Here is a 26040-nt window from a genome sequence, read left to right on the forward strand (position 1 = left end):
TTCCACCCACTCCCAGCGCCAACACCCCAGCCGTTGCCGATAACAAAGCTCGTCTCGTCGGCATGTCCTGTCCTTTTGCCCGCATCGCGCAGCCAAAAATGCGCCGCCGCGAGACAGATCGCCATGACCTTGGTCAAATCGTGACCACACACGGCTCAGGACACCAATACGCCTATCTCAGCCGTCGAAACGGCCGCTGCGCGGAAAGCCTTTCGGAACGGCTCGCCCTGCCGAGGCACGGTCGCCCATCCATTCCAGCAGTTCATCTTTCGTCTTCGAGAACGTTCGACCGGCGGTGTCGATCCAAGTGAGCCCATCGGCCATCGCGAAGCACTTCACGTCGGAGATGCCGCCGTCCTTGTAGCGCTGCAGGCGGACGCCCTTGCCGCGGCTCATCTCGGGCATTTGCGTCAGCGGGAACACCAGCAGCTTGCGGTTTTCACCGACGACCGCGACATGATCACCCGATACCGGCACCACGAGCTTCGTTTCGTCCGGCATGCCAACGTTCATGACCTGCTTGCCCTTGCGGGTATTCGCGACGATCTCGCTTTCCGGCACAACGAAGCCGTTTCCGGCCGTCGATGCCATCAACAGCTTCCGGTTCGGGTCGTGGACGAAAGCCGTCAGCACGTCCTGATCGTTTTCCATGTCGATCATGATGCGCAACGGTTCGCCATGGCCGCGCCCTCCGGGCAGCTTGTCGCCGCCGAGCGTATAGACCTTGCCGCCTGTCGTCACGAGGATGATCTTGTCTGTGGTCTGGGCAGGGAATGCGACCTTCAGCGCGTCACCTTCCTTGAAGGTCAGGCTCGACGTGTCGGAGAGATGCCCCCTCAGAGCACGGATCCAACCCTTTTCGGACACGACAACGGTGATCGGTTCCTTTTCGATCATTGCCTGCTGGATGGCCTCGACGTCCGCCTCGGGCGCATCGGCAAAGGCGGTGCGGCGGCGGCCGAGTTCGGTCGCCTTGGCATATTTCTTCTTCACCTCGCCGATTTCCCAGGAGATCGTCTGCCATTGCTTGGCATCCGAGGCGAGCAGCGATTCGATCTCAGCCTTTTCGGCAGACAATTCGTCGTGCTCCTTGCGGATTTCGAACTCCTCGAGCTTCCGCAAATTGCGCAGCCGCATGTTGAGGATCGCTTCAGCCTGTACGTCGGTCAAATCCCATTTCGCGATCATCACCGGCTTCGGCTCATCTTCCTCGCGGATGATACGGATCACCTCGTCGAGGTTCAGGTAGGCGATCAGCAGGCCGCCGAGGATTTCGAGGCGGCGATCGATCGCAGCAAGGCGGAACCTCGAACGACGGATCAGCACGTCCTTGCGGTGACCGAGCCATTCGACGAGCACGTCGCGAAGGCCCATGACCTTCGGCACCTTGCCCTGGGACAGCACGTTCATATTCAGCGGAATGCGGCTTTCAAGCTCGGAGAGCCGGAACAGCGATTCCATCAGGAGCGTCGCGTCGACCGTTCGGCTCTTCGGAACCAGGACGACACGCACGTCTTCGGCCGACTCGTCGCGTATATCCTCAAGAAGCGGCAGCTTGCGAGCGATGAGAAGCTCGGCGATCTTTTCGATCAGGCGCGATTTCTGAACCTGGAAAGGAATCTGCGTGATGACGATCTGGTAGCCACCGCGGCCAAGATCCTCGAGTTCCCATTTCGCCCGCACGCGGAAACCACCGCGACCGGTGCGGTAGGTCTCGAGCATGCTCTGGCGGCTCTCGATGATCACGCCGCCCGTCGGGAAGTCCGGTCCCTCGATACCGCCACGCTGCGGGTTTGCGGGGTCGAACAAGAGTTCCTCAACCGGCGCGTCCGGATTCTTGATCAGATGAAGCGCGGCGTCGCAGATCTCGTGCACATTGTGCGGCGGAATAGAGGTCGCCATGCCGACGGCGATGCCTGACGCGCCGTTCGCCAGCAGGTTCGGGAATGCACCAGGCAGGACGACGGGTTCGTCGTCTTCCTCGTTATAGGTAGGCCGGAAATCGACAGCGTCCTGGTCGATACCTTCCAGAAGAAGCGCTGCAACATCGGTCATGCGGGCTTCGGTGTAACGATAGGCTGCAGCGGCGTCGCCATCGATATTGCCGAAATTGCCCTGACCGTCGACGACCGGGTAGCGCTGCGAAAAATCCTGGGCCAGTCGCACCAGCGCATCGTAGACGGACTGGTCGCCATGCGGGTGGAACTTACCGATGACGTCGCCGACAATACGCGCGCATTTCTTGAAAGCGGAGTTGGGCCGGATGCCCATCTCGCTCATGGCATGAATGATGCGTCGGTGAACCGGCTTCAAGCCGTCACGAACGTCCGGAAGCGCCCGGTGCATGATGGTCGACAGCGCATAGGCCAGATAGCGCTCTTCCAGCGCGGCCCGCAGATTGATCGGCTCGATATTGTCTCCGCCCTCGCCCGGCGGTTCAAGGTTTTTTCCCATGATTCCTGCCTAGCCGAGAAGCCTTCAGACGGCAAGAAAATCGACCAAACGCCCTGTGGATGAAGGGTGTACCAGACGTCACAGCCACAATGGCGGCACGATGGGGTGATTTCAAAAGCGGTGGAAGTCGACAAGCAGCCAGTATATTGCTTGCGCCAGATAGAACAGTTCAGCCGATCAACAGAGGACAGCCCTATGATCCGTGCACCAAAAGTCACCGCCCTGCTTGCAAGCGTCGCGCTTGTTGGAAGCCTTTCACCCGCATTTGCGCTGGACGGACAGGATCTGCTGAACAAGATCAATGCGATCTACGGTCCCGATGGAGGGACGGTGAAGGCCCAGTCCGTCGAGGTTGACGGCAGCAACGTGGTCCTCAAGGGCGTCAGCATCACCCCGGTCGGACCGGACGCAAAGCCGCTTGATATCGGTGAACTGACCCTCCAGGACGTAACAGAAGAGGATGGGGGTGCCTATCACATCGGCCTGCTCGAGTTTCCGGACATCGATATGACGCAGGACAAGGCGTCCATCAAGGTCAGCGATCTCTACCTTTCGGGAATATGGATTCCCGGCGACGTGACGACGGGCGACATCAATTCGCTCCCCATCTACGAGGAAGCCCATAGCGGTCCGATCTCCATCAGCGTCGACGGCAAGGAGGTGTTCTCCATGCAGGAAGCTACCGGCACAATGGAAACCAGCGAGGACGAGACGACGTTGTCCTTCGCGGGTGACATCACGGGCATCAAGGCTGACCTCTCCACAGTGGAGGACGCCAAGGCCAAGGAAACCATTCAAGCCCTGGGACTGGAGTCGATCGACGGCAACGTTACCATGGCCGGCAGCTGGGAAGTGCCGACGGGCACGATCGAAGTCGAAGAATACGCCTTCGAGTTTGCCAATATCGGCACCCTCAACCTCGCTTTCAGCCTGTCGGGCTACACGATGGACCTGATCAAGCAGTTGCAGGAAACCTCGCGACAGATGCAGTCGCAGCCTGGCAACGAACAGGCACAGCAGGCGGCGGGCCTCGCCATGTTGGGCCTGATGCAGCAAATGTCCTTCAACAGCGCTGAAATCAGCTTCGATGATGACGGCATCACAAAGCGCGGGCTGGACTTTGCCGGCAAACAGCAGGGCACCAGCGGGGAGCAGATGGCGCAGATGGTCAAGGCCATGGTTCCGGTGCTGCTTGGACAATTCAAGCTCGCCGAACTGCAGGCGACAGTACCGGCAGCCGTAAATACCTATGTCGACGATCCGCAGAACCTAACGATCAGCCTGGCACCGGAAAAGCCTGTCCCCTTCCCGATGATCATGGGTGCCGGCATGGGTGCACCTGAGACGCTTCCGAAATTGCTCGGCGTTACCGTCACGGCAAACGAGGAATAAAAAGCCGCCATTCCGGATGCGCCCCGCGGGAGCTTTCATTGCCCGTCCTGCGGGGCGCACCTCTCGATCGACGGTGCGACGCCGAAGCCGGAAACCTCGACTTGACCCACACGTGGAAGGCGTTAAACCGAAGCGGCAAGCGCCCACGAATGGATGAAATATGCTCTCCTGGCTTAACCGGCCCGTCGAAATCGAAGAAAAGTTGCGCGGTCGGAATTTCGTTCCCGCGCACGCAGCCTACTATAGGCAGAAATCCGGCAATCCACTCAGCCTTATCCTGCAGGCACGTACGGATTTTCTTTCGGTCTGGCGCAAGCGTGACTATACCGACCACGTCGCGTCGAACAAACTCCTTGGACGGCAGCTTGTCGTCGTCAATTCGCCGGATGCGATCAGATATGTCGTGGCAAAGCGCCACGAGAATTTCGAGCGGAAGAGCCCGCAGATGCGGAGGGCTCTGGAGTATCTACTGGGCGACGGGCTGTTCATTTCGGATGGCGAGACCTGGAAGCAGCGACGCTCGCTCGTCAATGACATCGTCCACAAGAACCGCGTGCCCGCCTTTGGTCCCGTCATGGAGCAGACGGCCGGAGAACTTGTGCAGAGATGGTCCTCTCTCGGTGCCGGCGCGGAGGTGAACGTCCTGCACGAGATGGCGGGCCTGACGGCGGAAATCATCTCCCGCAGCGTCTTCGGCAACAATCTCGGCAAGGACAGTGCCGACGCGGTGACTGACAGTTTCACCAGCTATCAGGCGCTGATCGATTCCATCAACATCGGCTACTTTTTGGGATTCGACGAAGGTCTGCCGGTGTTGCGAACTCCTTCTCTCCGCCGGTCGGTCAAACGCATTCACCAGATCATCGACAAGGTTGTGGAAGATCACCTTGCGGGTCGAGGCGACCATAACTCAATGGTCGAGTTGCTGATCCGCCGGCAGCAGAAGAACCCCGAACTCAACCTGGACATGGTGGCGCTGCGAAACGAGGCCGCGACCATTTTCATGGCCGGTCACGAGACGACGGCCGCGACGCTGACCTGGGCCTGGTACCTGCTCTCCAAGGCGCGTTGGGTTGAGAAGGAAATCCATGCGGAGATCAAGCGGGTCTGCGGAAAACGCGCGCCGACGATCGATGATGTTCCGCAACTTGAATGGTGCCGCGCCGTGATCGAGGAGACGCTTCGTCTCTATCCGCCGGTGCCGATCCTTGCCCGTCAGACGAAGGAGGCGGACCGCATCGGCGACATCGACGTCAAGCCCGCTTCGCTGGTCCTGATCGTGCCGTGGATCCTGCACCGCACGGCCAGCCTCTTCGAAAAGCCGCATCATTTCCTGCCGCAACGCTTCCTCGACGGTAAAAGGCCAATCCCCTACAGCTATGTGCCGTTCGCGGCGGGTCCCCGCGTCTGTCCCGGGTTGCAGTTCGGGCTCACGGAAGCGATCCTGTGCCTTGCCATACTCGCGCAACGCTTCGTCGTCAGGGTTCCCGACGAGCACAAGGTGGAACCCCAGTGCCGTCTGACGCTGCGGCCGAAGGGCGGGCTGCCGGTCACCCTGCATCCCCGTCGATAAAGGACGTCCCATGGCAGACGAGAAGACCCCGAAGACGATCGATCTCGCAAAGCGCAAGGCCTGGGTCTACGAAAAGGAAGCCGCTCCGGGTCTGGCAGACCTTTTCGCCGGCGGCGAACGTTCCGGCCGGTTTGTCCGCTACTGGGTCTCCGATAATGTCTGGAACGCACTGCATCTCATCGGGCATTTCGGCCTCAAGCTTCTGCCGATGGACGCCTGCTCCGCCTTTGGTGCCAAGCTCGGCGTCTATGCGATCCCGCGTTTTCACAAATCGGCTGAGAAACGGGCGCGTGCGACGATCGCCAAGCTGCGTCCTGACCTCTCCAAAGCCGACCAGGACAAGCTGTTTGTCGAGAACTGCCGCACCCAAGGCCGTTTGATGACGGAATTTTCCGTGGTCAACCGACTGGCAACCCATCCCGAACGGATCGAGGTGCATCACCTCGAATGGGTAACCGAGGCAGCCAAACGCGGTCCTGTCATCTTTGTCGGCATGCATCTGGGAAACTGGGAGATCGGCCCGCTTGTGCTGCAGCGCGCCGGTCTCGTCCCCTATATCAATTACACGCCTCCACCGGGTCGAGCGAAGGCCTGGATTTCCGAGCGCGTGCGTCGGAAGAATGGCCTCAACTTTTTGCCTCCGGGCCTGGAGGGGATTCGGCCGGCCGTGCGGGTTCTCAAGAGCGGCGGCATCGTCTCGGCCTTCTGCGATGAGGGCGTGAACGGCAAAATCCGTGGACCTCTGTTTGGGCGAAAACCGCATCTGGAAGGAAATCTGGCGATGACGATCCGTCTCGCGCGGATGACAGGCGCGACGATCTGCCCGTGGTACAATCTGCGGACAGACGTCTTCCGTTTCGTCTGCCGAGCCCTGCCCCCGATCACGCTTCCGCCAGAACAGAAATCCGGGGAGCGCCTGCTGGAGGACATCCAGTTGCTGAACGATGCGATCGAGGCCGTGATCCGGCAACACCTGGATCAATGGTTCTTCCTCGACAACGCGCTGCCGAAGAGCTGATAGCAAAAAGCCCCGCGAAGCAGATGCTTTGCAGGGCTTTTCGAATGCTTCACAGCAAGACGTGTCAGTCCTTCTTCTGCGGCGGGATTACCCGCAGCGCCAGTTCGCGCAGCTGTGTCCGCGTCGCTTCCGAAGGCGCGTTCATCAGGAGGTCCTGGGCCTGCTGGTTCATCGGGAACAGCGAGATTTCACGCAGGTTCTTGGCACCTACCAGCAGCATGACCACGCGGTCGATGCCGAAGGCGCAACCGCCGTGCGGAGGCGCGCCGTACTGGAAGGCACGATACATGCCTCCGAAGCGCTCCTCGACATCGGCCTGCGACAGACCGACCTTTTCGAACGCCTTCACCATCAGTTCCGGCGACTGGTTACGGATCGAGCCCGAGGCGATCTCGAAGCCGTTGCACACCGCGTCGTACTGATAGGCCTTCAGGCTCAACGGATCTTCAGTCGTCAACGCTTCAAGGCCGCCCTGCGGCATAGAGAAGGGGTTGTGCGCGAAATCGATTTTCTTCTCTTCCTCGCTCCATTCGTAGAACGGGAAGTCGACGATCCAGCACATTTCAAAGCGGTCGCGATCAACGAGGTTCAGTTCCTCGCCGGCGCGCGTGCGGGCTTCGCCCGCGAACTTGTAGAACTTAGAGGGTTCGCCAGCGACGAAGAAGCAAGCATCCCCCGCGTCCAGACCGAGTTGCTGGCGGATCGCCTCCGTACGCTCCTCGCCGATATTCTTGGCGAGCGGACCGGAGCCGCCGACCTTACCCTCTTCTTCCTTCCAGAAAATGTAGCCGAGGCCAGGCTGGCCCTGCTGCTGGGCCCATGCGTTCATACGGTCGCAGAACGCGCGCGAACCGCCGGTCTTGGCGGGGATCGCCCAGATCTCGACTTTCGGGTTCGCTGCAATCATTCCGGCGAAGACCTTGAAGCCCGAGTCGCGGAAGTGCTCGGTCACACCTTCCATGACGATCGGGTTGCGCAGGTCCGGCTTGTCGGAGCCGTACTTGCGGATCGCGACGTCGTAGGGAATGCGCGGCCATTCCTTGGTAACCGGCTTGCCGTCGGCGAACTTCTCGAACACCGCCGTCATCATCGGCTCCATCGTGTTCCAGACGTCTTCCTGGGTAACGAAGCTCATCTCGACGTCGAGCTGATAGAATTCGCCGGGAAGACGGTCGGCGCGCGGGTCCTCGTCGCGGAAGCACGGCGCGATCTGGAAATAACGGTCGAAGCCGGCAACCATCAACAGCTGCTTGTACTGCTGCGGGGCCTGCGGCAGGGCGAAGAACTTGCCCTGATGGATACGCGAGGGCACGAGGAAGTCGCGGGCGCCTTCCGGCGAGGATGCCGTCAGGATCGGCGTGGAATATTCCGCAAAGCCGGCATCGGCCATGCCGGAGCGCATCGCGGCGATGATCTGCGTGCGTTTGACGATGTTCCGGTGGAGCGTCTCACGACGCAGGTCGAGGAAGCGGTACTTGAGGCGCACGTCTTCCGGATAATCAGGCTCACCGAAGACCGGCAGCGGCAATTCCTTGGCGGCCGAGAGAACCTCGATCTCCTGAGCATAGAGTTCGATCTCGCCGGTCGCCATGTTCTTGTTGACCGTGTCTTCGGAACGCGCCTTCACCAGACCATCGATGCGAATGACCCATTCGCCACGTACGGCTTCAGCCGTCTTGAAGGCCGGGCTGTCCGGATCAGCGACCACCTGCGTGATGCCGTAGTGGTCCCGAAGATCGATGAACAACACGCCGCCATGGTCGCGAACGCGGTGAACCCAGCCGGACAGGCGGATGGTGGAGCCGACATCGGACTTGCGAAGGGCGGCGCAGGTGTGGCTGCGGTAACGGTGCATGGTTTTATCCTGCATATTTCTTGATGGTGATCCGGCAAGGGCACGGATTCTGCGGGCACTTTAAATCGCGCGGACAAGCGCACGGCGAACCAAATTTGTCAAGGCTGATCCCCCAGGTAGGACGAGGTCCGACAGGTACGAGAAGGTGCCGCGTGCATTATGCATTCGCGCATAACGTGATGCCACAGGCGGTGATTGTCGGGCGCTGCCGCCTGAAATAGAAGCGCATCCACGGTCATCGACAGGCCACAGGCATTCGGCCCTTCGTCGATCCTTCCCCCCAATCCACCGAGAAGAAGCGGTGCGCCGGGCAACGTCTGACGCACGGATGAACTGTGGAATCGACCGGGAAGAGAGCGGTCTTTAGGCTATTTTTAGGAAGCGTATTCCTGCGAGCTTTCATATCGGTGCCCGCAAAGCTAGGCCTGTGCAGTCGCGAGCGACGCAGAGCCAAGCCACTTGATCGGCCTGCAAAGCTCATGACGCCCTTGTTTGCCGTGACTCGTGGCGCTGCCCCTTAATTTAAACCCGATCATATCCCCGGCGCGTGAAACGTCCGCGGATTTCTGGAGAGCGAAATGTCATCGAATGCCACCGCAAGCGACCTCCTCATTGTCGATTCCAGCACCGCCATGTTGTGGCACACCTCGACAACCGCCCTCCAAGACGGAGGCTGGATCACGTCATGGACGGTCGAAGGTGAGGACACGACAGCGCTCTACCAGCAGCGCTTCGCTGCTGGAGGCGCACCCGTTGGAGAGCGCGTCACTGTTTCCGCCGGCCATTTCGAGTATATCGAGGGCGCGAAGGCCACGACGCTTAGCGACGGCGGCTGGGTGCTGACCTGGAGCGCATCGCTGGACGACCAGACCTCCGAAATCTACCAGCAGCGCTTTTCGGCGGACGGCGTCGCCATCGGCTCGGCAGCACAAATAAACACGTTCACGGCCGACGAGCAGTATTTCCCCGAGGTCACGGCCCTGGCGGATGGCGGATGGGTCGTGTTGTGGCACTCCTACGGCCAGCCCGACGGCGATGGTATCGATATTGCGATGCAACGTTTCGATGCCTCCGGTCATGCCGTTGGCACCGAGAGCCGCGTCAACACAACCACAGCCGGCGCCCAATACGCTCCGACGATCACCGCTTTGCCCGATGGTGGCTGGGTTGTGACCTACAAGCATGCCGGCATGTCGCTGGATATCTATCAGCAGCGTTTCGATAGCAGCGGGCGAGCATCCGGCGGAGAAATCAATATCACCGCTGGCTCCAACGGTTCTTTCGGCGAACCGTCGGTCACCGCGCTCAGCGACGGCGGATGGGTCGTGTCATGGGGATTGAATGCCAATGATGAAACGCCGGACGGCATATATTTCCAGCGCTACGACCGTCATGGCGAGGCCGTTGGCGAGGAGGTTCTCGCCAACAGCGCGTCGTCAGGATACATCACATCCTCGGTATGCGCCCTGCCGGACGGAGGCTGGATCGTAGTATGGGCTGGCCAGGATAGCGACGGTGTGCCTGGACATTTCCAGCAGCGGTTCGACGCTGACGGTCAGAAAGTGGGAACAGAAACCTCCGTGCTGAGCCAGCCAGGCGTCAGTCAAATGCTACGGGGCTCAACCACGACGCTGGCGGACGGCACATGGATCGTGACGTGGATCACCCATCACGCCAACGGAAGCTACCAACTCCAGCAACGCCATTTCGCGCCTGATATCGAAGGCGACGGCCTCAGCAACGTGCTGACGGGATCGGCATGGGATGAAACTATCATCGGCCACGGGGGCAACGACCAGTTGAACGGCGGCGCAGGTGCCGACACCTTGATCGGTGGCGCCGGCAACGATCTCTATATCGTCGACAACAGCGGTGACCGCGTCCAGGAACTGGCCAATCAGGGCGTCGACAAGGTCCATTCCTCTATCAGCTTCAGCCTGGCAGCCCTTGGCTCGGTGGAGAATCTGACGCTGACAGGTAGTTCCGCCATCAACGGCACCGGCAACGCTCTTGCCAATGCGATCACCGGCAACAATGCGGCAAACACCCTCAACGGCGGCGCCGGTAACGACGTCCTCAAGGGCGGCGGCGGCAACGACAAGCTGATCGGCGGAACCGGTAACGACACCATGGCTGGGGGAACCGGAAACGACACCTACTATGTCGATTCCTCCCGCGACGTGATCCAGGAGGCGAGCGCACAGGGAACCGACAAGGTCATCTCCACAGTCTCCTACTCCATCGCCAAGCTCGGCAATGTCGAGCACATCTCGCTTTCCGGTTCGGCCAATATCAGCGCCACTGGCAATGCGCTCGCCAACACCATCACCGGCAACAGCGGAAACAACAAGCTGTCGGGCGGAGCTGGAAACGACAAGATCAGTGGCGGGGCCGGTAACGACACGCTCTACGGCCAAAGCGGAAACGACATCCTTACAGGCGGAACCGGCACAGACCGCTTCGTCTTCCGCAACAGCGACGGCAAGGACAAGATCACCGACTTCGATGCCATCGGATCGGACCACGACATCCTCGACCTCTCGGCCGTCTCCGCCATCACCAGCTATTCCGACCTCAAGGCAAACCACATGCATCAGGTCGGAAGCAGTGTCGTGATCGACATCACCTCGGGTCACTCCATCACCCTCGAACACGTCTCCATCAAGAACCTCGATGCCGGAGACTTCCTGTTCTGACACCGATTTGGTCGAGGTTCATACTCTCCCCCGCGGACCCTCGATCAATGCGCCCCGGACAGATGCACACCTGTCCGGGGCGCAAGAAAATCACCCTGCTGCGCGGTGGAGCCAGGGTCACTTCGAGTTCGCCGCATATCTTTTTTGAGACTTAAGTCTCACGAACGCATTGACCTTATCACACCCTGCATGTAGGGGAACACTTAATGAGACATAAGTCTCATAAATATGAATCGTAATTGGCGCGGCAAGGCCGAACGGGCCGGAGATATTTTGGAGGGATTGATGTCGACATTTTCAACAGCGGGCGACGAAACACTCGTCAATACGGATACCGATCGCGCCCAGTACCTTCCAAAGATGACCGCTCTCTCCGATGGTGGCTGGGTCACGACGTGGATGGGTTGGGACGACAGCGGCTTTGGCATTCATCAACAGCGCTACGACGCCAGGGGCAATGCCCGCGGCGCCGAACAGATCGTCAACAGCACCACGTCGAGCTTCCAGGAAGACGCGTCTGTCGCCGCATTGAACGACGGCGGTTGGGTTGTCACTTTTACCCACTACGGAACGTGGCACGAGATACGCCAGCAGCGCTATGACGCAAACGGTCACCCAGTTGGTACGGAGACGCTCGTCTCCAACGGCTCATCCGATCAGGATTACTCGGTGGTCGCCGGACTGGCCGATGGTGGATGGATTGTAACCTGGTTCGGTCAAGGTGGGTCGAACGGACAGGAAGTCTTCCAACAGCGCTTTGACGCCAACGGCGGTAAAATCGGCTCGATCAACATCGTCAACAGCTACCATGCCGGCACTCAGGCGTTTCCGGCGGTAACCGGGCTCGCCGACGGGGGGTGGGTCATTGCCTGGGAATCTTTTAGTCAGGACGGCGACAGCAGCGGCGTATACCAACAACGCTACAATGCTTCAGGCCAGCGCGTCGGCGACGAAATACAGGTCAACAGCACCACAGACGACAACCAGTCCGCCGCTGCAGTGACGGCGCTGGCAGACGGCGGATGGATTGTTACCTGGCACTCCACCGACCCAGTTCACGGCGGAACCGACGTCTATTTCCAACGCTACACTGAGGCCGGCCTCGAAGAAGGCGGCGAAACCCGGGTAAACATGTCTATCCCCGGCTTGCAACGTTACGCCCAGGTGGCGGCAACAAGCGACGGCGGATGGGTGGTTGTGTGGCAATCCACCGCTAATGCCAACGATGACGGCATCGACATCTACCAACAACGCTACGATGCTTTCGGACGAACCGTCGGCTCAGAAGAGAAGGTCAACGCCGTTCACGCCAATGCTCAGGAACTTCCGGTGGTAACGGCATTGTCCGACGGAAGCTGGGTCGTCACCTGGAGCTCCGACACTGGAGGCACGGGCGACTACGATATCGTCCAACGTCATTTTGCTCCGGACATCCTTGGCAGCGCCCAAAGCGAGACGCTGCGCGGAACGAACTGGGACGAAAAGATTATGGGCTACGCCGGCAACGACACGCTGTCCGGCGGCAGCGGCAATGATACAATGTATGGCGGAACGGGGAACGATACCTATTACGTCAACAGCAGTGGCGACAAGGTTCTCGAATACGCCAATCAGGGCACGGATACGGTTCGTTCGACGATCAGCTACAGCCTAGCCAATGCGGGCGCGACGGAGAACCTTGTCCTGACAGGGTCGTCGGCCATCAACGGCACCGGCAACGCTCTTGCCAATACGATCACCGGGAATAATGCGGCAAACACCCTCAACGGCGGCGCCGGAAACGACGTCCTCAAGGGCGGCGGCGGCAACGACAAGCTGATCGGCGGTACCGGTAACGACACCATGGCTGGGGGAACCGGAAACGACACCTACTATGTCGATTCCTCCCGCGACGTGATCCAGGAGGCTAGCGGACAGGGTTCCGACAAGGTCATCTCCACTGTCTCCTACTCCATCGCCAAGCTCGGCAATGTCGAGCACATCTCGCTTTCCGGCTCGGCCAATATCAGCGCCACCGGAAATGCGCTCGCCAACACAATTACCGGCAACAGCGGAAACAACAAGCTGTCGGGCGGAGCTGGAAACGACAAGATCAGTGGCGGGGCCGGAAACGACACGCTCTACGGCCAAAGCGGAAACGACATCCTTACAGGCGGAACCGGCATAGACCGCTTCGTCTTCCGCAACAGCGACGGCAAGGACAAGATCACCGACTTCGATGCCACCGGATCGGACCACGACATCCTCGACCTCTCGGCCGTCTCCGCCATCACCAGCTATTCCGACCTCAAGGCAAACCACATGCATCAGGTCGGAAGCAGTGTCGTCATCGACATCACCTCGGGCCACTCCATCACCCTCGAACACGTCTCCATCAAGAACCTCGATGCCGGAGACTTCATTTTTTGAACCCAATGCAACGCGGAATCCGGAACCGTACCGGCTACGGCCTGCGATTTGAAAAGGGATAAGGAGCAAAATCATGACCACGCTTGCAACCGGCAGCGCAGAAACACGCGTCAACACATTCACCTCGGGCGCGCAGACCTGGCCGGCCGTCACCGGCCTCGCCGATGGTGGCTGGATCGTCACATGGTCCTCCGAGAGCCAGGACGGCTCGAGCTACGGGACTTACCAGCAACACTACGGCGCCAATGGTCAGCCGATCGGTGGGGAAACGCTGATCAGCACCTCCACCATCGGCAGCCAGCAGGAAACCAGCGTCTCCGCGCTGGACGACGGCGGCTGGATCGTCACCTGGGCCGGCCGCGACGCGCAGAACTTTGGCGAGGTCTACCAGCAGCGCTTTGACGCAGACGGCCGGAAGGTCGGCACGGAAACCCTGGTCAACGAGTTCGGCACCGGTGACCAGCGCACGCCGGTGGTCACGACCCTCGCGGATGGCGGGTGGATTGTCGCCTGGGAGAGCCCGGAGGTCGACGGCTCGTCCTCGGGCGTTTCGATGCAGCGGTACGACGCCTCGGGCAACAAGGTCGGCGGCGAGACGATCGCCAACACCACCCGTGCAGGTCACCAGTATTCGCCGACAGTGACCGGTCTTGCGGATGGTGGCTGGGTCGTCAGCTGGGTCGGCGCGGGAGACACCTCCTACGACGTGTTTCAACAGCGTTTCGGATCCGACGGCGAGCACATCGGAGCCGAAACCCGCATCAATATCGGAACGGACCGGACGCAGTTCATTCCCACCACCATCGCGCTCGGGGACGGAGGCTGGCTCGTCACCTGGACATCCGACGACGGCACCGAAGGCTACAATGTCTATCAGCAGCGTTACGCCGCCGACGGGAGCACCGACGGAGCGCAACTCACGGTCAACTCGACGATTGCCGGCGACCAGTTCAACTCCAGCGCCGTGGCCCTTGCCGATGGCGGCTGGGTGGTCGCCTGGCAGAACAAGCCGAGCGACGATGCGAGCAACGACGTTTATATGCAGCGCTACGACGCGGAGGGACGTGCGGTCGGCTCGGAGACGCTTATCAGCGTCACCACAGCGAACGCCCAGTATTCGCCCGTCCTCTCCGCTCTATCGGACGGAAGCTGGGTCGTATCGTGGGTGTCGTTCGGGCAAGACGGCTCGTCCTATGGGATCTATCAGCGCCATTTTGCACCGGATATTCGCGGTAGCGGCCAGAGCGAGAGCCTGCGCGGTACCGATTGGGATGAGACGATTGTCGGCTATGGCGGCAACGACGTGCTGGACGGTCGCGGCGGCGACGACACCCTGATCGGTGGCTACGGCAATGATACCTATGTCATCAATTCGGCCGGTGATGTCATTCGCGAGATGGTCGGACAGGGCACTGACACCGTGAAAAGCTCGATAAGCTTCAACCTCACCGGCAAAGGTTCGGTCGAGCGTCTATCCCTTACCGGCAGCGGGAAGATCGACGGCACCGGCAATGCGTTGGACAATGTTATCACCGGCAATGGTAACGACAACAGGCTTTACGGCCTCGACGGCAAGGACGTTCTCAACGGCGGCGCCGGCAACGATACGCTGAACGGCGGCAAGGGAGCCGACACCATGGCCGGCGGGACCGGCAACGACACCTATTATGTCGACACCACCGCCGACGTCATCAAGGAAAGCAACGGCCAGGGAACCGACAAGATCATCTCCACCGTCTCCTACTCCATCGCCAAGCTCGGCAATGTCGAGCACATCTCGCTTTCAGGCTCGGCCAATATCAGCGCGACCGGCAATGCGCTCGCCAACACCATCACCGGCAACAGCGGAAACAACAAGCTGTCCGGCGGGGCCGGTAACGACAAGATCAGCGGCGGGGCCGGTAACGACACGCTCTACGGCCAAAGCGGAAACGACATCCTTACGGGCGGAACCGGCACAGACCGCTTCGTCTTCCGCAACAGCGACGGCAAGGACAGGATCACCGACTTCGATGCCACCGGATCGGACCACGACATCCTCGACCTCTCGGCCGTCTCCGCTATCACCAGCTATTCCGACCTCAAGGCAAACCACATGCATCAGGTCGGAAGCAATGTCGTGATCGACATCACCTCGGGTCACTCCATCACCCTCGAACACGTCTCCATCAAGAACCTCAATGCGGGAGACTTCCTGTTCTGAGACCGATTTGGTCGAGGTTCATACTCTCCCCCGCGAACCCTCGACCAATGCGCCCCGGACAGATGCACACCTGTCCGGGGCGTTTTTTTATCGCGCCCGCAAGCCTCAATCCGGGAGAAGCAATTGCGCCAGATCGAGAGGCGGCGTGACAGCGATGCCGATCCTTTCGCTATCGCTTTCGATCTTCTTGTCGATAAAGAGATGCGCATAGCCGTGCGCATATGACCAGACAAGATGCTCGACCGAAAGCCGGCCGGCCGGCGTGTCCAGTCCGAGGCGGACCACCGCCGGGCGGCAGATGTCGCTCAGCACGTCACGGGCAGCCTGCCCCGCCTCGCCGAGCGCCGGGTCCTCCCAATCCAGTCTGGTCTTGTCGAACATCAGCCGGAACAGATGCGGCTGCGCACGGGCGAAGGCGAGATACCCTTCCAAAGCCGCCCGCAGTTGTTCGGGCGGCGTTCCGGGAGACGACTGCATCGCCGTCAACATCGCCTGCCGAAAGCTTCGAAAACCTTCGGCGGCAAGCGCGGTCAGCAGGTGGCGCAGGGTTGGGAAATGATGTTCGGGCGCCGCATGGGAAACGCCGACCCGGGCGGCGATCTTGCGTAGTGAAAGGCCCTCGGATCCCAACTCCTCGATCATCGACAGGCCGGCCTCGACAAGCGCCTTCCTGAGGTCTCCGTGATGATATGCCTTCCGCAGCGTCATGGGTCTTCATAATCCCACGTGACGCCTCTGTCAAAAGCATCTTGACATTGCCTAGTTTCGCTCCATTCTTATCTTGTCACCGTCAAGATGAGGTTGCGATGTTCGATACCGTCTTTTCCCTCGCGAGCACCGCAGCCATAATCGGTTGGGTCGCCCTGATCCTTTTGCCACGGTGGCCGATGCTGATCGCGGGGCTCCGCTTCGGCCTGATCGGCGCGCTAAGCCTCACCTATGCGGTGCTCATCTTCGTCTACTTCTTTCGGATCGAGGGTGGCGGTTTCGGCTCCATCGCCGAAGTGAGGGCGTTGTTTCTAAGCGACGGCGGCCTGGTTGCGGGTTGGGTGCATTATCTGGCGTTCGATCTCTTCATCGGAACCTGGATCGCGGTCGAAGCCGACCGGCGCGGCTACAACCGGCTGCTCCAGGTTCCAATGCTGATCGGCACATTCATGTTCGGGCCGATCGGACTTCTCCTGTTCTACATCACCCGCGTCACCGAGATGGTGCTTTCGCGGAAAAGGGCCTGACTCATGACGCTCCTTATTGATGGACCCCAATCCCTGGCGCAGTCGGCCAGCGCCCCCCCGAGCAGATCCTCGACGCCGGAACACATTCTGACCGTTGCCATCGGCTTCCAGCTGGCGCTTGCCTTCCCCAGCATCTTCGCCTTCTTGTTGGACGAGCGGCTGTTAAACGACATCAGCGTGTGGGTAAAACCGCTCAAGTTCCAGGCTTCGCTGGTCGTGATGCTTGCAACACTATTGCTCCTGCTGCCGAGGATCGACGCGACAGCCCGACACGGTCGAGGCATTCTCGCAGCGGCGTTGACCGCGGCAGTGACGTCCACCGGGGAAATCGTTTACATAACATTTCAGGCCGCGCGCGGGCGAGCGTCACACTTCAACTTCGAAACGGATGCCGAACGGCTCGCCTACAATCTCATGGGTTTCGGCGCGGCTTTTCTCGTCCTATCGAGCTTGGTTATCGGCCTTTATATCCTGCTTCGACCCGCGCCAGGAACAGGAACAGGCCTAAGACTGGGAGGCGGCTGGGGCCTCATACTCGGCAGCGTGTTGACGCTTGTCACCGCCTTCACGCTCGGCAGCGGCCAGATCGACGGACCAGGCCACTGGGTTGGCGGTGTCCGAAGCGATGCGGGCGGGCTTTTCCTGTTCGGATGGTCGCGCACCGGCGGCGACCTGAGGGTGCCGCACTTCTTCGCCACGCATATCATGCAGGCCCTGCCCATTCTGGGACTGATCCTCGATCGAACCGCCCCAGCGATGGCAAGACCGGGAATTGTTGCCGGCGCGATTGCCAGCGTCGTGGTCGTCGCGCTGACGTTTTTTCAGGCCATCGACGGACAGCCGTTTCTCTAACGGGTTAAGGTCCGGCGCCACCCAATTCTGATCCAATCGCATTTTGTGATGGGTCCATCGATACGCCCCCCTGTATTCAACCAGAGATGATCGGTAAAACGGCTGGACCACACGGAACGATTCCGTGGTCCAGCCAGTCGCCGAGACACGATGTCGTCCATACGCCCGCTCGTTCCACTGCTCGTCACCGCCGGCATCCTGATCGGCGGCAACGGTCTGCAGGCGACGTTCATCTCGTTGCGCGCGCTTCAGGAAGGGTTTTCGCCCTCGATGATCGGCGTGGTGGGGACCGGCTATAACATCGGTTTTGCCATTGGTTGCATCTACGTCACCCGGATCATCCGGGCGATCGGCCATATCCGGACCTTCTCGGCGCTGGCCGCCATAGCCTCGGCCGGCTCGATCCTGATGCTGCTTTTCATCGATCCAACGTCGTGGTTTGTCATGCGGCTGGTGCAGGGCATCTGCTTCGCCGGTCTCTTCGCCGTGGTGGAAAGCTGGCTGAACGCCAAGGTGACCAATGCGACGCGCGCGCGGACGCTGTCACTCTACCGTTTCGTCGACCTGGGAGCGGTGACGCTGGCGCAGTACGTCATTCCGGCGGTCGGCATCGGCGGCTTCGAGCTCTTCGTCATCATCTCCATGGCGCTGACGCTATCGCTGGTGCCAATCTCGCTCACCGACAAATCCAGTCCGGCCGCTCCCGAACACGTGCGCTTCGATCTGCGGGTGTTGTGGAAAGTCTCGCCGCTGGCCACGGTCGGGTGCATGGTCGTCGGCTTCACCAATTCCAGCTTCCGCTCCCTCGGCCCCATCTATGCCGACGGCATCGGCATGTCCGTCACGTCAATCGCGACCTTCATGAGTGTCGGCATTTTCGCGGGCGTCGTGCTTCAGTATCCCCTGGGGCACTATTCCGACAAACTGGATCGGCGCCTGATCATCCTCGCGGCGACCCTCGGCTCCTTCCTGGCGGGGCTTTTCATCGCCTTCGGCGCGGGTGAGAACATCTGGCTGAACTATATCGGCATCTTCGCCTTCGGCGCGTTCGCCATGCCCCTTTATTCGCTGTGCTCCGCCCACGCCAACGACCATGCGGCGCCGGGACAACATGCACTGGTGTCTGCGGGCACTCTGTTCTTCTGGTCGATCGGCGCCATCATCGGCCCGCTCTTCGCCTCCGTGATGATCGACATTTTCGGACCGCATGCTCTGTTCATCTATATGGTTGTCGTGCTCGGCGGCTTCATGGCCTACACGATCCTCCGGATGAACGTTCGCGAGGCGGTCCCCACCTCGGAGCGCCGGATGCGGTTCCGTTCGTTGCTGAGGACATCGACGTTCTTCGCCAAACTCGCCGGCAGCGGCAAGGGTCGTGACGGCGCGGAATAGATCGAACCTGCGGCAAGATGCGCGACAGTTGGATATTGATGACCTCGGTCGTCAGGTTTATGGCCAGGGAAAGCCAATTCTTCGCGCGGAGCCCGTCGCCATGCTAACACGACGTACCTTATTGACAGGTGGGGCCGCCGCTGTCGGTGCCTATGGCGTCGGCTTCGGCCTGTCAGGTGTTCGTGGCACCGCACGTGCCGCATCCGAGCCGGTTATCATCGAGACAGCGTTCGCCGATGTGCCGATCATGGCACCCAATGCCACACGAAAGGCCATGACCTACCGCTCATCGAACCTTTCTGCGGATCTGATGCCACCGACGCTCCGGATCAAGCGTGGCGAACCCTTTTCCGCCCGTCTGGTCAACCGTCTCGACGAGCCGACGACGATTCACTGGCATGGCCTGCGGATTCCGAACGCCGTCGATGGCGTCCCCTTTCTGACACAGCCCTACATCTACCCCGGTGACAGCTTCGACTACACATTCAGCGCGCCGGACGCCGGAACGTTCTGGTATCATCCGCACTGCAACACGCTGACGCAAATGGGTCGCGGTCTTACAGGGATACTGATCGTCGAGGATGCTGCCGATCCGGTTTTCGACGCGGAAATTGCTCTCAACCTGCGCGACTGGCGGCTCGGAGGTGACGGCCAGTTCATCGAACAATTCAAGGCGCGTGACGCCGCCAAGTCGGGAACCTTCGGCACCGTCAGGACCGCCAACTGGACGATAGAGCCAAGCTTCGATGCTCCCACGGGAGGGCTCGTCCGGCTGAGGCTGGTCGCCTCCGACGTTACTCGGCTTTACAATCTGAGACTGGAAGGCGCAGACGCCGTCATCGTGGCACTGGATGGTCAGCCCCTCCCCTCACCCGCTGCACTCGATATGGCAACATTGTCACCCGGACAGCGGCTCGATCTGGTGGTCCGAATGCCCGGAAGCGAAGGAAGCGTCGCGCAACTTGTCGACGTGCGCCCTTCAACCCCTAAGATCGTGGCGCGCTTCCGAGCGACCGGCGCTTCGCTGACACGGACGCTTGCGGATGTCCCTCCACTCGCACCGAACGCGCCGGTCGAGTACGATCTCGCCTCGGCGACCGAGATACCTCTCGTTCTCAGCGCCACGGCGGAACAGGCGTCGGCCGAGTCCATCTGTGGCACGCTCGGATATTCGTTCTGGGCAATCAACAAAAAGCCCTGGCCCGGCGACACCGACGATCCGACGGCGCCCTTGGCGGAGATGAAACTCGGCCGGACCTATCTCATTAACCTCGAGAACGTCACTCCGCATGCCCATCCGATCCATCTGCACGGCATGAACTTCGTGCCGGTCTCCTCATCGAAGCAGGTGGTGACGAAGCTGCCGAGCGATACCTATCTGGTTTTGCCTGACGAGAAGGTTCAGCTTGCTCTGGTCGCTGACAATCCCGGCGACTGGGTGCTGCATTGCCATATCATCGAACACCAGAAGACGGGCATGACGAGTTATGTCAGAGTGATCTAGTCCACCGTGGCAACGGTCACTGACGCACGACAACAACAAGAATGTCAGAAATATCTCTGCTGGGACATGGGGCAGCATCGTTGCAGGTGCTTTGTATTGACATGTCGGGCCTAAAGGGAAAGGAAGGACGATACGTCTTTTCCACCTAGTCGAGCCGAAATGATCGAAACAACTGACGCTCTGGCGGAAGCCTGCCAGATCCTTGCCAAATCCGATTTCATCACGATCGATACCGAATTCCTTCGGGAAACGACCTTCTGGCCGGAGCTTTGTCTCATCCAGATGGCCAGCCCCGACCTCGAAGTGATCGTCGACCCGCTCGCCAAGGGTATCGACCTCCAGCCGTTTTTCGAGTTGATGGCCGACAGTTCTGTGGTGAAGGTGTTCCACGCCGCGCGGCAGGACATCGAAATCGTCTTCCATCTCGGCAATCTCATTCCGCATCCGATCTTCGACACGCAGGTGGCCGCCATGGTCTGCGGTTTCGGCGACAGCGTTTCCTACGACCAGCTCGTACAGAAAGTGAAGGGTGTGCACATCGACAAGTCATCGCGCTTCACCGACTGGAGCCGCCGGCCGTTGTCGGAAAAGCAACTGGACTACGCGCTGGCTGATGTCACACACCTGCGCGACGTCTACCTCAAGCTCAAGGAAGAGCTGGAACGCGAAGACCGTGCCAGTTGGCTGGTCGAGGAAATGGCGATCCTGGAATCGCGAGAGACCTACGACATGCATCCCGATGATGCGTGGCAGCGGCTCAAGATGCGTTTGCGCAAGCCGCAGGAACTGGCGGTGATGAAATTCGTCGCCGCATGGCGGGAGCGCGAGGCCCGTTCGCGCAACGTGCCGCGCTCGCGCGTGCTGAAGGACGATGCGATCTTCGAAATCGCACAGCAGCAGCCGAAGGATACGGAAGCGCTCGGTCGGCTCAGGACCATTCCGAAGGGTTGGGAGCGTTCGTCGGCCGGATCTGCGATCGTAGAAGCCGTGAATGCGGCGCTGGCGCTTCCCAAGGCCGACATGCCGCAAGTACCTCGGCACAGCCACACGCCCGATGGCGCCGCCTCGGCCGTGGAGTTGCTCAAGGTCCTGTTGCGCCTGATCTCCGAAAAGCACGGTGTCGCCGCCAAGATGATCGCCAACAGCGACGATCTCGACAAGATTGCGGTTGAGGGTGAACAGGCAAACGTACCGGCCATGCATGGCTGGCGCCGCGAATTGTTTGGCGAGGCGGCATTGAAGCTGATCGGCGGCGGCATTGCGCTGCGCTTCGCCGGCAAGCGCATCGAGGCGGTGGAACTCTAGCGTGCCTGGTCTCCGCGCCGCGACCGCGCACGACATTCCTTTCATCATGCGGACGGAACGGCTTCCGGGATATGACAAGGTTGTCGGCCGCTTCGATGAAGCGGAGCATCAACGGCTCCTGGTAGATCCAAGTTGGGCCTATCTCATCGCTCCCGAGTGCGGCTTTGCAATCCTGAACGAACTTGGCGGTCGCGATGGGAATGTCTGCCTGAAGCGGCTGGCCGTGGTGGAAACAGGCAAAGGTCTCGGATCAAAAATCCTGCCCGCTATCATCGAATGGACGTTCGAAAACACGTCTGCGCACCGTTTCTGGCTTCACGCGATCGACGGAAACGCCTCGGCTGTCCAACTGTATCGCAAATGCGGTTTCAGCATCGAAGGCGTCAAGCGCGAAGCCGCGCTACTGCCGGACGACACCCGGCGCAATCTCATCATGATGTCGATCCTGCGACCCGAATGGGCCGCTGCGCGCGCGGGATAAAGCCGTGGAACTTCCCGCCCCGCTCCGACAGGCCGTAGACAGAATGCTCGAGGGTGAGCCGATCGAGAAACTCGCCCGCGCCGGCGAACGGCTTTCCGATCGCTACAGGCGCGAGGTGCGCGACGGACGTTTCCATATCGATGACGGACTGGCCGCCAAGGCCTATCTGGCCACGCGGCTTCCGGCGACCTTTGCCGCCGTTCGGGCTGCGATGGAGATGGTAGCGGACGCTTCGCCAGATTTTCTGCCCGTCAGCCTTACCGATTTCGGCGCCGGACCGGGAACGGCGCTCTGGGCTTCTGTCGATTGCTGGTCCACATTGCAAACCGCCTCCATGATCGAGGCGAGCGCGGCGATCCGCTCTGTCGGGCAAAAGCTGTCTTTAGCATCTTCCATCGACTGTCACTGGCTCGAAGGCGACGTTACCCTCAAGCCACCGACACTTGCACCGGCCGATCTCGTGACACTTTGCTACGTGCTGGACGAACTGCCGGAGAGCAGTCTCCACGATGTCGTGGAGAGACTTTGGAGGCTGACGGGCCATACCATCATCATTGTCGAACCGGGTACGCCGGCGGGATGGAAGCGTATACTGGCAGTCCGGCAGGCGCTGCTGACCCTCGGCGCAAATCTGGTAGCCCCTTGCCCTCACCAGATGGACTGTCCCATCGTCTCGCCGGACTGGTGCCATTTCTCGCGCCGGGTGGCGCGATCACGTGTCCATCGACTGGCCAAGCGTGGCGAGGTGCCGTGGGAGGACGAAAAATACATTTTCATCGCCGCCTCCCGTCAGCCGGCGCAGTTGCCGGCGGCGCGTGTGCTGGCGCCGCCGAAGCTTGCGAGTGGCGTGGCGCGCGTGAAGCTTTGCCGGACCGATGGCACGGCGTCGGATGTAACCGTCAGCCGGCGCGACGGCGACCTGTTCCGGCATGCAAGACGGGCCGATTGGGGTGACGCGATCGACATGGAGGCAGCCGATGGCGACGCGCCATGAACTCGATGCCGAAACAGCGGAGCGGTTCGCGCGTATCGCGCTTTCCCATGTGACGCGGGAATATCCCAACAAGCCCGGCCACGTGCTCTTGTCGGACGCGGATGCGCGCACGCCCCGCGATCTGCATCCCGTCTTCTACGGCAGCTACGACTGGCATTCCTGCGTGCATGGCTACTGGATGCTGGCGCGTCTTTTGAACCGCTTTCCGGGATTGCCGTCCGCCGACGATATCGAGCGCCTGTTCGATGACCATCTCGTGCCTGATAAGATCGACGCCGAATGCCGCTATCTCGCTGCGCCGACCGCACGCGGGTTCGAACGACCTTATGGCTGGGGCTGGCTGCTGAAACTTTCCGCCGAACTAGTTAGCTGTCGCGACCAAAGATGGTTCGATGCCCTATCGCCGCTCTCCGGAATGTTTGTCGAGCGCTTCCGAGACTTCCTGCCGATCGCCGCGTATCCGGTTCGTGTCGGCACGCATTTCAACACGGCATTCGCGCTGCGACTTTCCGCCGATTATGCCGAAGGGGTCCAAGATGCGCGTTTGCTCGCCCTTCTGCGGGAGACGGCAGTGCGCTGGTACGGGCCAGACGCGGACTGCCCAGCCTGGGGAGAGCCATCCGGCGACGATTTCCTGTCATCGACGCTGATTGAGGCGGAATGCATGCGGCGGCTACTCACGCCGGACGCCTTTCGGCCCTGGTTCGATCGATTTCTGCCAGATCTTCACCAAGAACAGCCCCGGACAATCTTCACGCCCGTAAATGTCTCCGATCGCTCCGACGGAAAGATCGCGCATCTGGACGGGCTGAACCTCAGCCGGGCCTGGTGCTTACGGTCCCTGGCAACCGCCCTGCCCGATGGCGATCCGCGAAATGCGGCGATGATGTCGGCGGCGGAACGACACCTTGACGCCGCCCTGCCCCACATCGCGGGCGACTACATGGGTGAACACTGGCTGGCGAGTTTCGCCGTTCTGGCGCTGGAGGCGTGATTGTCGGGAGTGATCTCCTCGAAAAAGCTGCTGGTCTTCGTACTTGGCATAGCCGCGCTCGCCCTGCTGACCAGCGATCTGCGCCAGCGCGACCTCGTTGAGGCGGCGCCGGCATTCGCGATCGCCGTTTCCCTGGCGCTGGCGAATCTCGCCGTCAGTGTAGCGGGTCTGAGGACACGGCAGCGGTGGCTATGGGCAACCTATCTTGCCGCAAGCATCGCTGCGTTCCTGCTGTCCGGCTTTTCCACCCCGATCGGTGCCGCGATCATTCTGGCACCGGTCGGCATCGAACTCGCCGCCGATTTCATGCGTGAAGCCTGGCGCCCTTCGTGATCTTGTCGGCGACCTTCTTCTCGGTTCGCAGCGCGATGCCAACGACCTTCGCGTCGTCGGGCCCGAATTCCGCAAACACGGCCCGGTTCGCCGCGTCATGGCCGGTCGAAAACATCTCCTCGATGTAAAGCGAACTCGTGACCTCGCGTTCGAGCGAGCGTCGGTGAATAGTGCGTAAGACCTCCTGATCGGCGGAGAGGATGACGATGGGCTGTCCGGCCATGGGATTGTAGACGTTGCCCAAGGCATCACTATAAGGTTCACCGATCACCGACGGCGCCTGCGCGACTATGCCGCTTATCAGAAACGCGGTCACGTTGAGCTTCTGCCAGCTGGCCAGGTCTTCCCTGAGGACGACGACGATCTTGGTACCGAACATGAGCGACAATTCCCTTCGTGGCTATGTGGGCGAAACCGGCCCGGACGCGGCTATAGCCAAAGCGCCTTCGAAGGGTCTTGAACGATCGTGCAGCGACATGACGGGCGACCGCTTGCGGTTGCTGGGCGGTCTGTCGGGGCTCGAACACATTGAGGCCGCGTTCCGGGGCGACGGGTTTTCACCTCACCGACACGACACCTACGGCATCGGCGTCACGCTGTCGGGCGTCCAGACCTTTAGCTATCGCGGTTCGCGCCGAGCCAGCCTGCCCGGCAACATCATCGTGCTTCACCCCGACGAACTGCACGACGGAGCCGCCGGCACGGAAAGCGGCCTCGTCTACCGGATGATATACGTGGCGCCGGAAAAGATTGCCGATGCCCTGGGGCATTGCGGCGTGCTGCCTTTCGTTGCCGATCCTGTCGTCAGTGACGCAACCTTTCGCGGACAACTCGGAGGAGCGCTCGCGTCTCTCGAAGAGGAGCCATCTGAGCTTGCTGTCGATGGAATCTTGGCGATGATCGCCGACGGGTTGCGTCGCCATAGCGACGATCCGGGTTCAAGGGTCCAGCGTGGAGTGTCCGCTGCAATGATCGCGTGCCGCGAGCATTTGGCCAGCAACGTCGTCCGTGATGTTCCTTCCCAAGAACTCGAAGAGATAGCCGGTCTCGACCGCTACACCATCGCCCGGCAGTTCCGCCGCGCCTTCGGCACCAGCCCGCATCGTTATCTGGTGATGCGGCGACTCGATACCGCCCGGCGCTTCATCCGGGAAGGCTTCGGACTTGCGGATGCCGCCTACGCTGCGGGCTTTGCCGACCAGGCGCATTTCACGCGGCATTTCCGGCGCGCCTACGGCATCACGCCAGGCCGCTGGCAGGCGCTTTCATCGACCTGAGGACAGTCACCGAAACTTCATCGAACAGCAACGGACGTGACACGGGGCGTGCTTATGCATGCCTCGTCCCAAT

General features: G+C 60.8%; 20 protein-coding genes. 16 read left to right on the plus strand and 4 right to left on the minus strand.

The window, feature by feature from the left end; all coding sequences use genetic code 11:
• Nucleotides 1-177: 177 nt before the first annotated feature.
• On the minus strand, nucleotides 178-2454 hold the full coding sequence (gene parC / locus J5J10_RS10405; protein WP_211929809.1) for a DNA topoisomerase IV subunit A: 2277 nt from the start codon (nucleotides 2452-2454) through the stop codon (nucleotides 178-180).
• A 195-nt stretch (nucleotides 2455-2649) separates the two neighbouring features.
• Here parC and J5J10_RS10410 point away from each other — a divergent pair, with 195 nt between their 5' ends.
• The 3 genes from J5J10_RS10410 (at nucleotide 2650) to J5J10_RS10420 (ending at nucleotide 6437) form a co-directional block, all read left to right on the plus strand.
• Complete coding sequence (locus J5J10_RS10410) at nucleotides 2650-3846, plus strand: hypothetical protein (protein ID WP_211929810.1); 1197 nt, start codon at nucleotides 2650-2652, stop codon at nucleotides 3844-3846.
• A 160-nt stretch (nucleotides 3847-4006) separates the two neighbouring features.
• Entirely contained in the window at nucleotides 4007-5419 is a 1413-nt protein-coding gene (locus tag J5J10_RS10415; RefSeq protein ID WP_211929811.1) for a cytochrome P450, read from the plus strand.
• 10 nt (nucleotides 5420-5429) lie between these two features.
• Entirely contained in the window at nucleotides 5430-6437 is a 1008-nt protein-coding gene (locus J5J10_RS10420) for a lipid A biosynthesis lauroyl acyltransferase (protein WP_211929812.1), read from the plus strand.
• A gap of 64 nt (nucleotides 6438-6501) precedes the next feature.
• Here the strand turns inward: J5J10_RS10420 and aspS are convergent, their stop codons facing one another.
• On the minus strand, nucleotides 6502-8292 hold the full coding sequence (gene aspS / locus J5J10_RS10425) for an aspartate--tRNA ligase (protein ID WP_211929813.1): 1791 nt from the start codon (nucleotides 8290-8292) through the stop codon (nucleotides 6502-6504).
• A 578-nt stretch (nucleotides 8293-8870) separates the two neighbouring features.
• Between aspS and J5J10_RS10430 the strand changes: the two genes are divergently transcribed.
• The 3 genes from J5J10_RS10430 (at nucleotide 8871) to J5J10_RS10440 (ending at nucleotide 15600) form a co-directional block, all read left to right on the plus strand.
• Entirely contained in the window at nucleotides 8871-10988 is a 2118-nt protein-coding gene (locus J5J10_RS10430; RefSeq protein ID WP_211929814.1) for a calcium-binding protein, read from the plus strand.
• Between the two features lie 285 nt (nucleotides 10989-11273).
• Nucleotides 11274-13397, plus strand: a complete 2124-nt coding sequence (locus J5J10_RS10435) for a calcium-binding protein (RefSeq protein WP_211929815.1) — start codon at nucleotides 11274-11276, stop codon at nucleotides 13395-13397.
• A gap of 73 nt (nucleotides 13398-13470) precedes the next feature.
• The gene (locus J5J10_RS10440) at nucleotides 13471-15600 is read left to right on the plus strand and encodes a calcium-binding protein (protein WP_211929816.1); all 2130 of its coding nucleotides are present in this window, start codon (nucleotides 13471-13473) and stop codon (nucleotides 15598-15600) included.
• A 105-nt stretch (nucleotides 15601-15705) separates the two neighbouring features.
• Here the strand turns inward: J5J10_RS10440 and J5J10_RS10445 are convergent, their stop codons facing one another.
• Nucleotides 15706-16308 carry a TetR/AcrR family transcriptional regulator gene (locus tag J5J10_RS10445; protein WP_211929817.1) on the minus strand — a complete coding sequence of 201 codons (603 nt, stop codon included), beginning with the start codon at nucleotides 16306-16308 and terminating at the stop codon, nucleotides 15706-15708.
• A gap of 98 nt (nucleotides 16309-16406) precedes the next feature.
• Between J5J10_RS10445 and J5J10_RS10450 the strand changes: the two genes are divergently transcribed.
• From J5J10_RS10450 to J5J10_RS10490, 9 genes are all read left to right on the plus strand, one after another.
• On the plus strand, nucleotides 16407-16835 hold the full coding sequence (locus J5J10_RS10450; protein WP_211929818.1) for an ABA4-like family protein: 429 nt from the start codon (nucleotides 16407-16409) through the stop codon (nucleotides 16833-16835).
• Nucleotides 16836-16838: 3 nt separating this feature from the next.
• Nucleotides 16839-17687, plus strand: a complete 849-nt coding sequence (locus J5J10_RS10455; protein WP_211929819.1) for a hypothetical protein — start codon at nucleotides 16839-16841, stop codon at nucleotides 17685-17687.
• A 150-nt stretch (nucleotides 17688-17837) separates the two neighbouring features.
• The gene (locus J5J10_RS10460) at nucleotides 17838-19079 is read left to right on the plus strand and encodes an MFS transporter (RefSeq protein WP_211929820.1); all 1242 of its coding nucleotides are present in this window, start codon (nucleotides 17838-17840) and stop codon (nucleotides 19077-19079) included.
• A 100-nt stretch (nucleotides 19080-19179) separates the two neighbouring features.
• Entirely contained in the window at nucleotides 19180-20583 is a 1404-nt protein-coding gene (locus J5J10_RS10465; protein ID WP_211929821.1) for a multicopper oxidase family protein, read from the plus strand.
• A gap of 159 nt (nucleotides 20584-20742) precedes the next feature.
• The gene (gene rnd / locus J5J10_RS10470) at nucleotides 20743-21888 is read left to right on the plus strand and encodes a ribonuclease D (protein ID WP_211929822.1); all 1146 of its coding nucleotides are present in this window, start codon (nucleotides 20743-20745) and stop codon (nucleotides 21886-21888) included.
• Between the two features lies 1 nt (nucleotide 21889).
• Nucleotides 21890-22369: a GNAT family N-acetyltransferase gene (locus J5J10_RS10475; protein ID WP_211929823.1), complete on the plus strand. Its 480-nt coding sequence runs from the start codon at nucleotides 21890-21892 to the stop codon at nucleotides 22367-22369.
• Nucleotides 22370-22373: 4 nt separating this feature from the next.
• The gene (locus J5J10_RS10480; protein WP_211929824.1) at nucleotides 22374-23363 is read left to right on the plus strand and encodes a small ribosomal subunit Rsm22 family protein; all 990 of its coding nucleotides are present in this window, start codon (nucleotides 22374-22376) and stop codon (nucleotides 23361-23363) included.
• Nucleotides 23347-24357 carry a DUF2891 domain-containing protein gene (locus J5J10_RS10485; protein WP_211929825.1) on the plus strand — a complete coding sequence of 337 codons (1011 nt, stop codon included), beginning with the start codon at nucleotides 23347-23349 and terminating at the stop codon, nucleotides 24355-24357. Before J5J10_RS10480 ends, J5J10_RS10485 begins: the two co-directional genes overlap by 17 nt.
• Nucleotides 24358-24690: a hypothetical protein gene (locus J5J10_RS10490; protein WP_211929826.1), complete on the plus strand. Its 333-nt coding sequence runs from the start codon at nucleotides 24358-24360 to the stop codon at nucleotides 24688-24690. It abuts the gene before it with no gap.
• On the opposite strand, the gene J5J10_RS10495 is transcribed toward J5J10_RS10490, so the two are convergent.
• Nucleotides 24662-25069, minus strand: coding sequence for a DUF2000 family protein (locus tag J5J10_RS10495; RefSeq protein WP_211929827.1), 408 nt, complete (start codon nucleotides 25067-25069; stop codon nucleotides 24662-24664). The two genes, J5J10_RS10490 and J5J10_RS10495, sit on opposite strands and share 29 nt — an antisense overlap.
• On the opposite strand from J5J10_RS10495, the gene J5J10_RS10500 reads away from it, so the two are divergent.
• Nucleotides 25068-25967 carry an AraC family transcriptional regulator gene (locus J5J10_RS10500; protein ID WP_211929828.1) on the plus strand — a complete coding sequence of 300 codons (900 nt, stop codon included), beginning with the start codon at nucleotides 25068-25070 and terminating at the stop codon, nucleotides 25965-25967. The two genes, J5J10_RS10495 and J5J10_RS10500, sit on opposite strands and share 2 nt — an antisense overlap.
• Nucleotides 25968-26040 lie beyond the last annotated feature (73 nt).

Origin of the sequence: Ciceribacter sp. L1K23 (assembly GCF_018122705.1) — a bacterium.
Taxonomy (GTDB): domain Bacteria; phylum Pseudomonadota; class Alphaproteobacteria; order Rhizobiales; family Rhizobiaceae; genus Allorhizobium.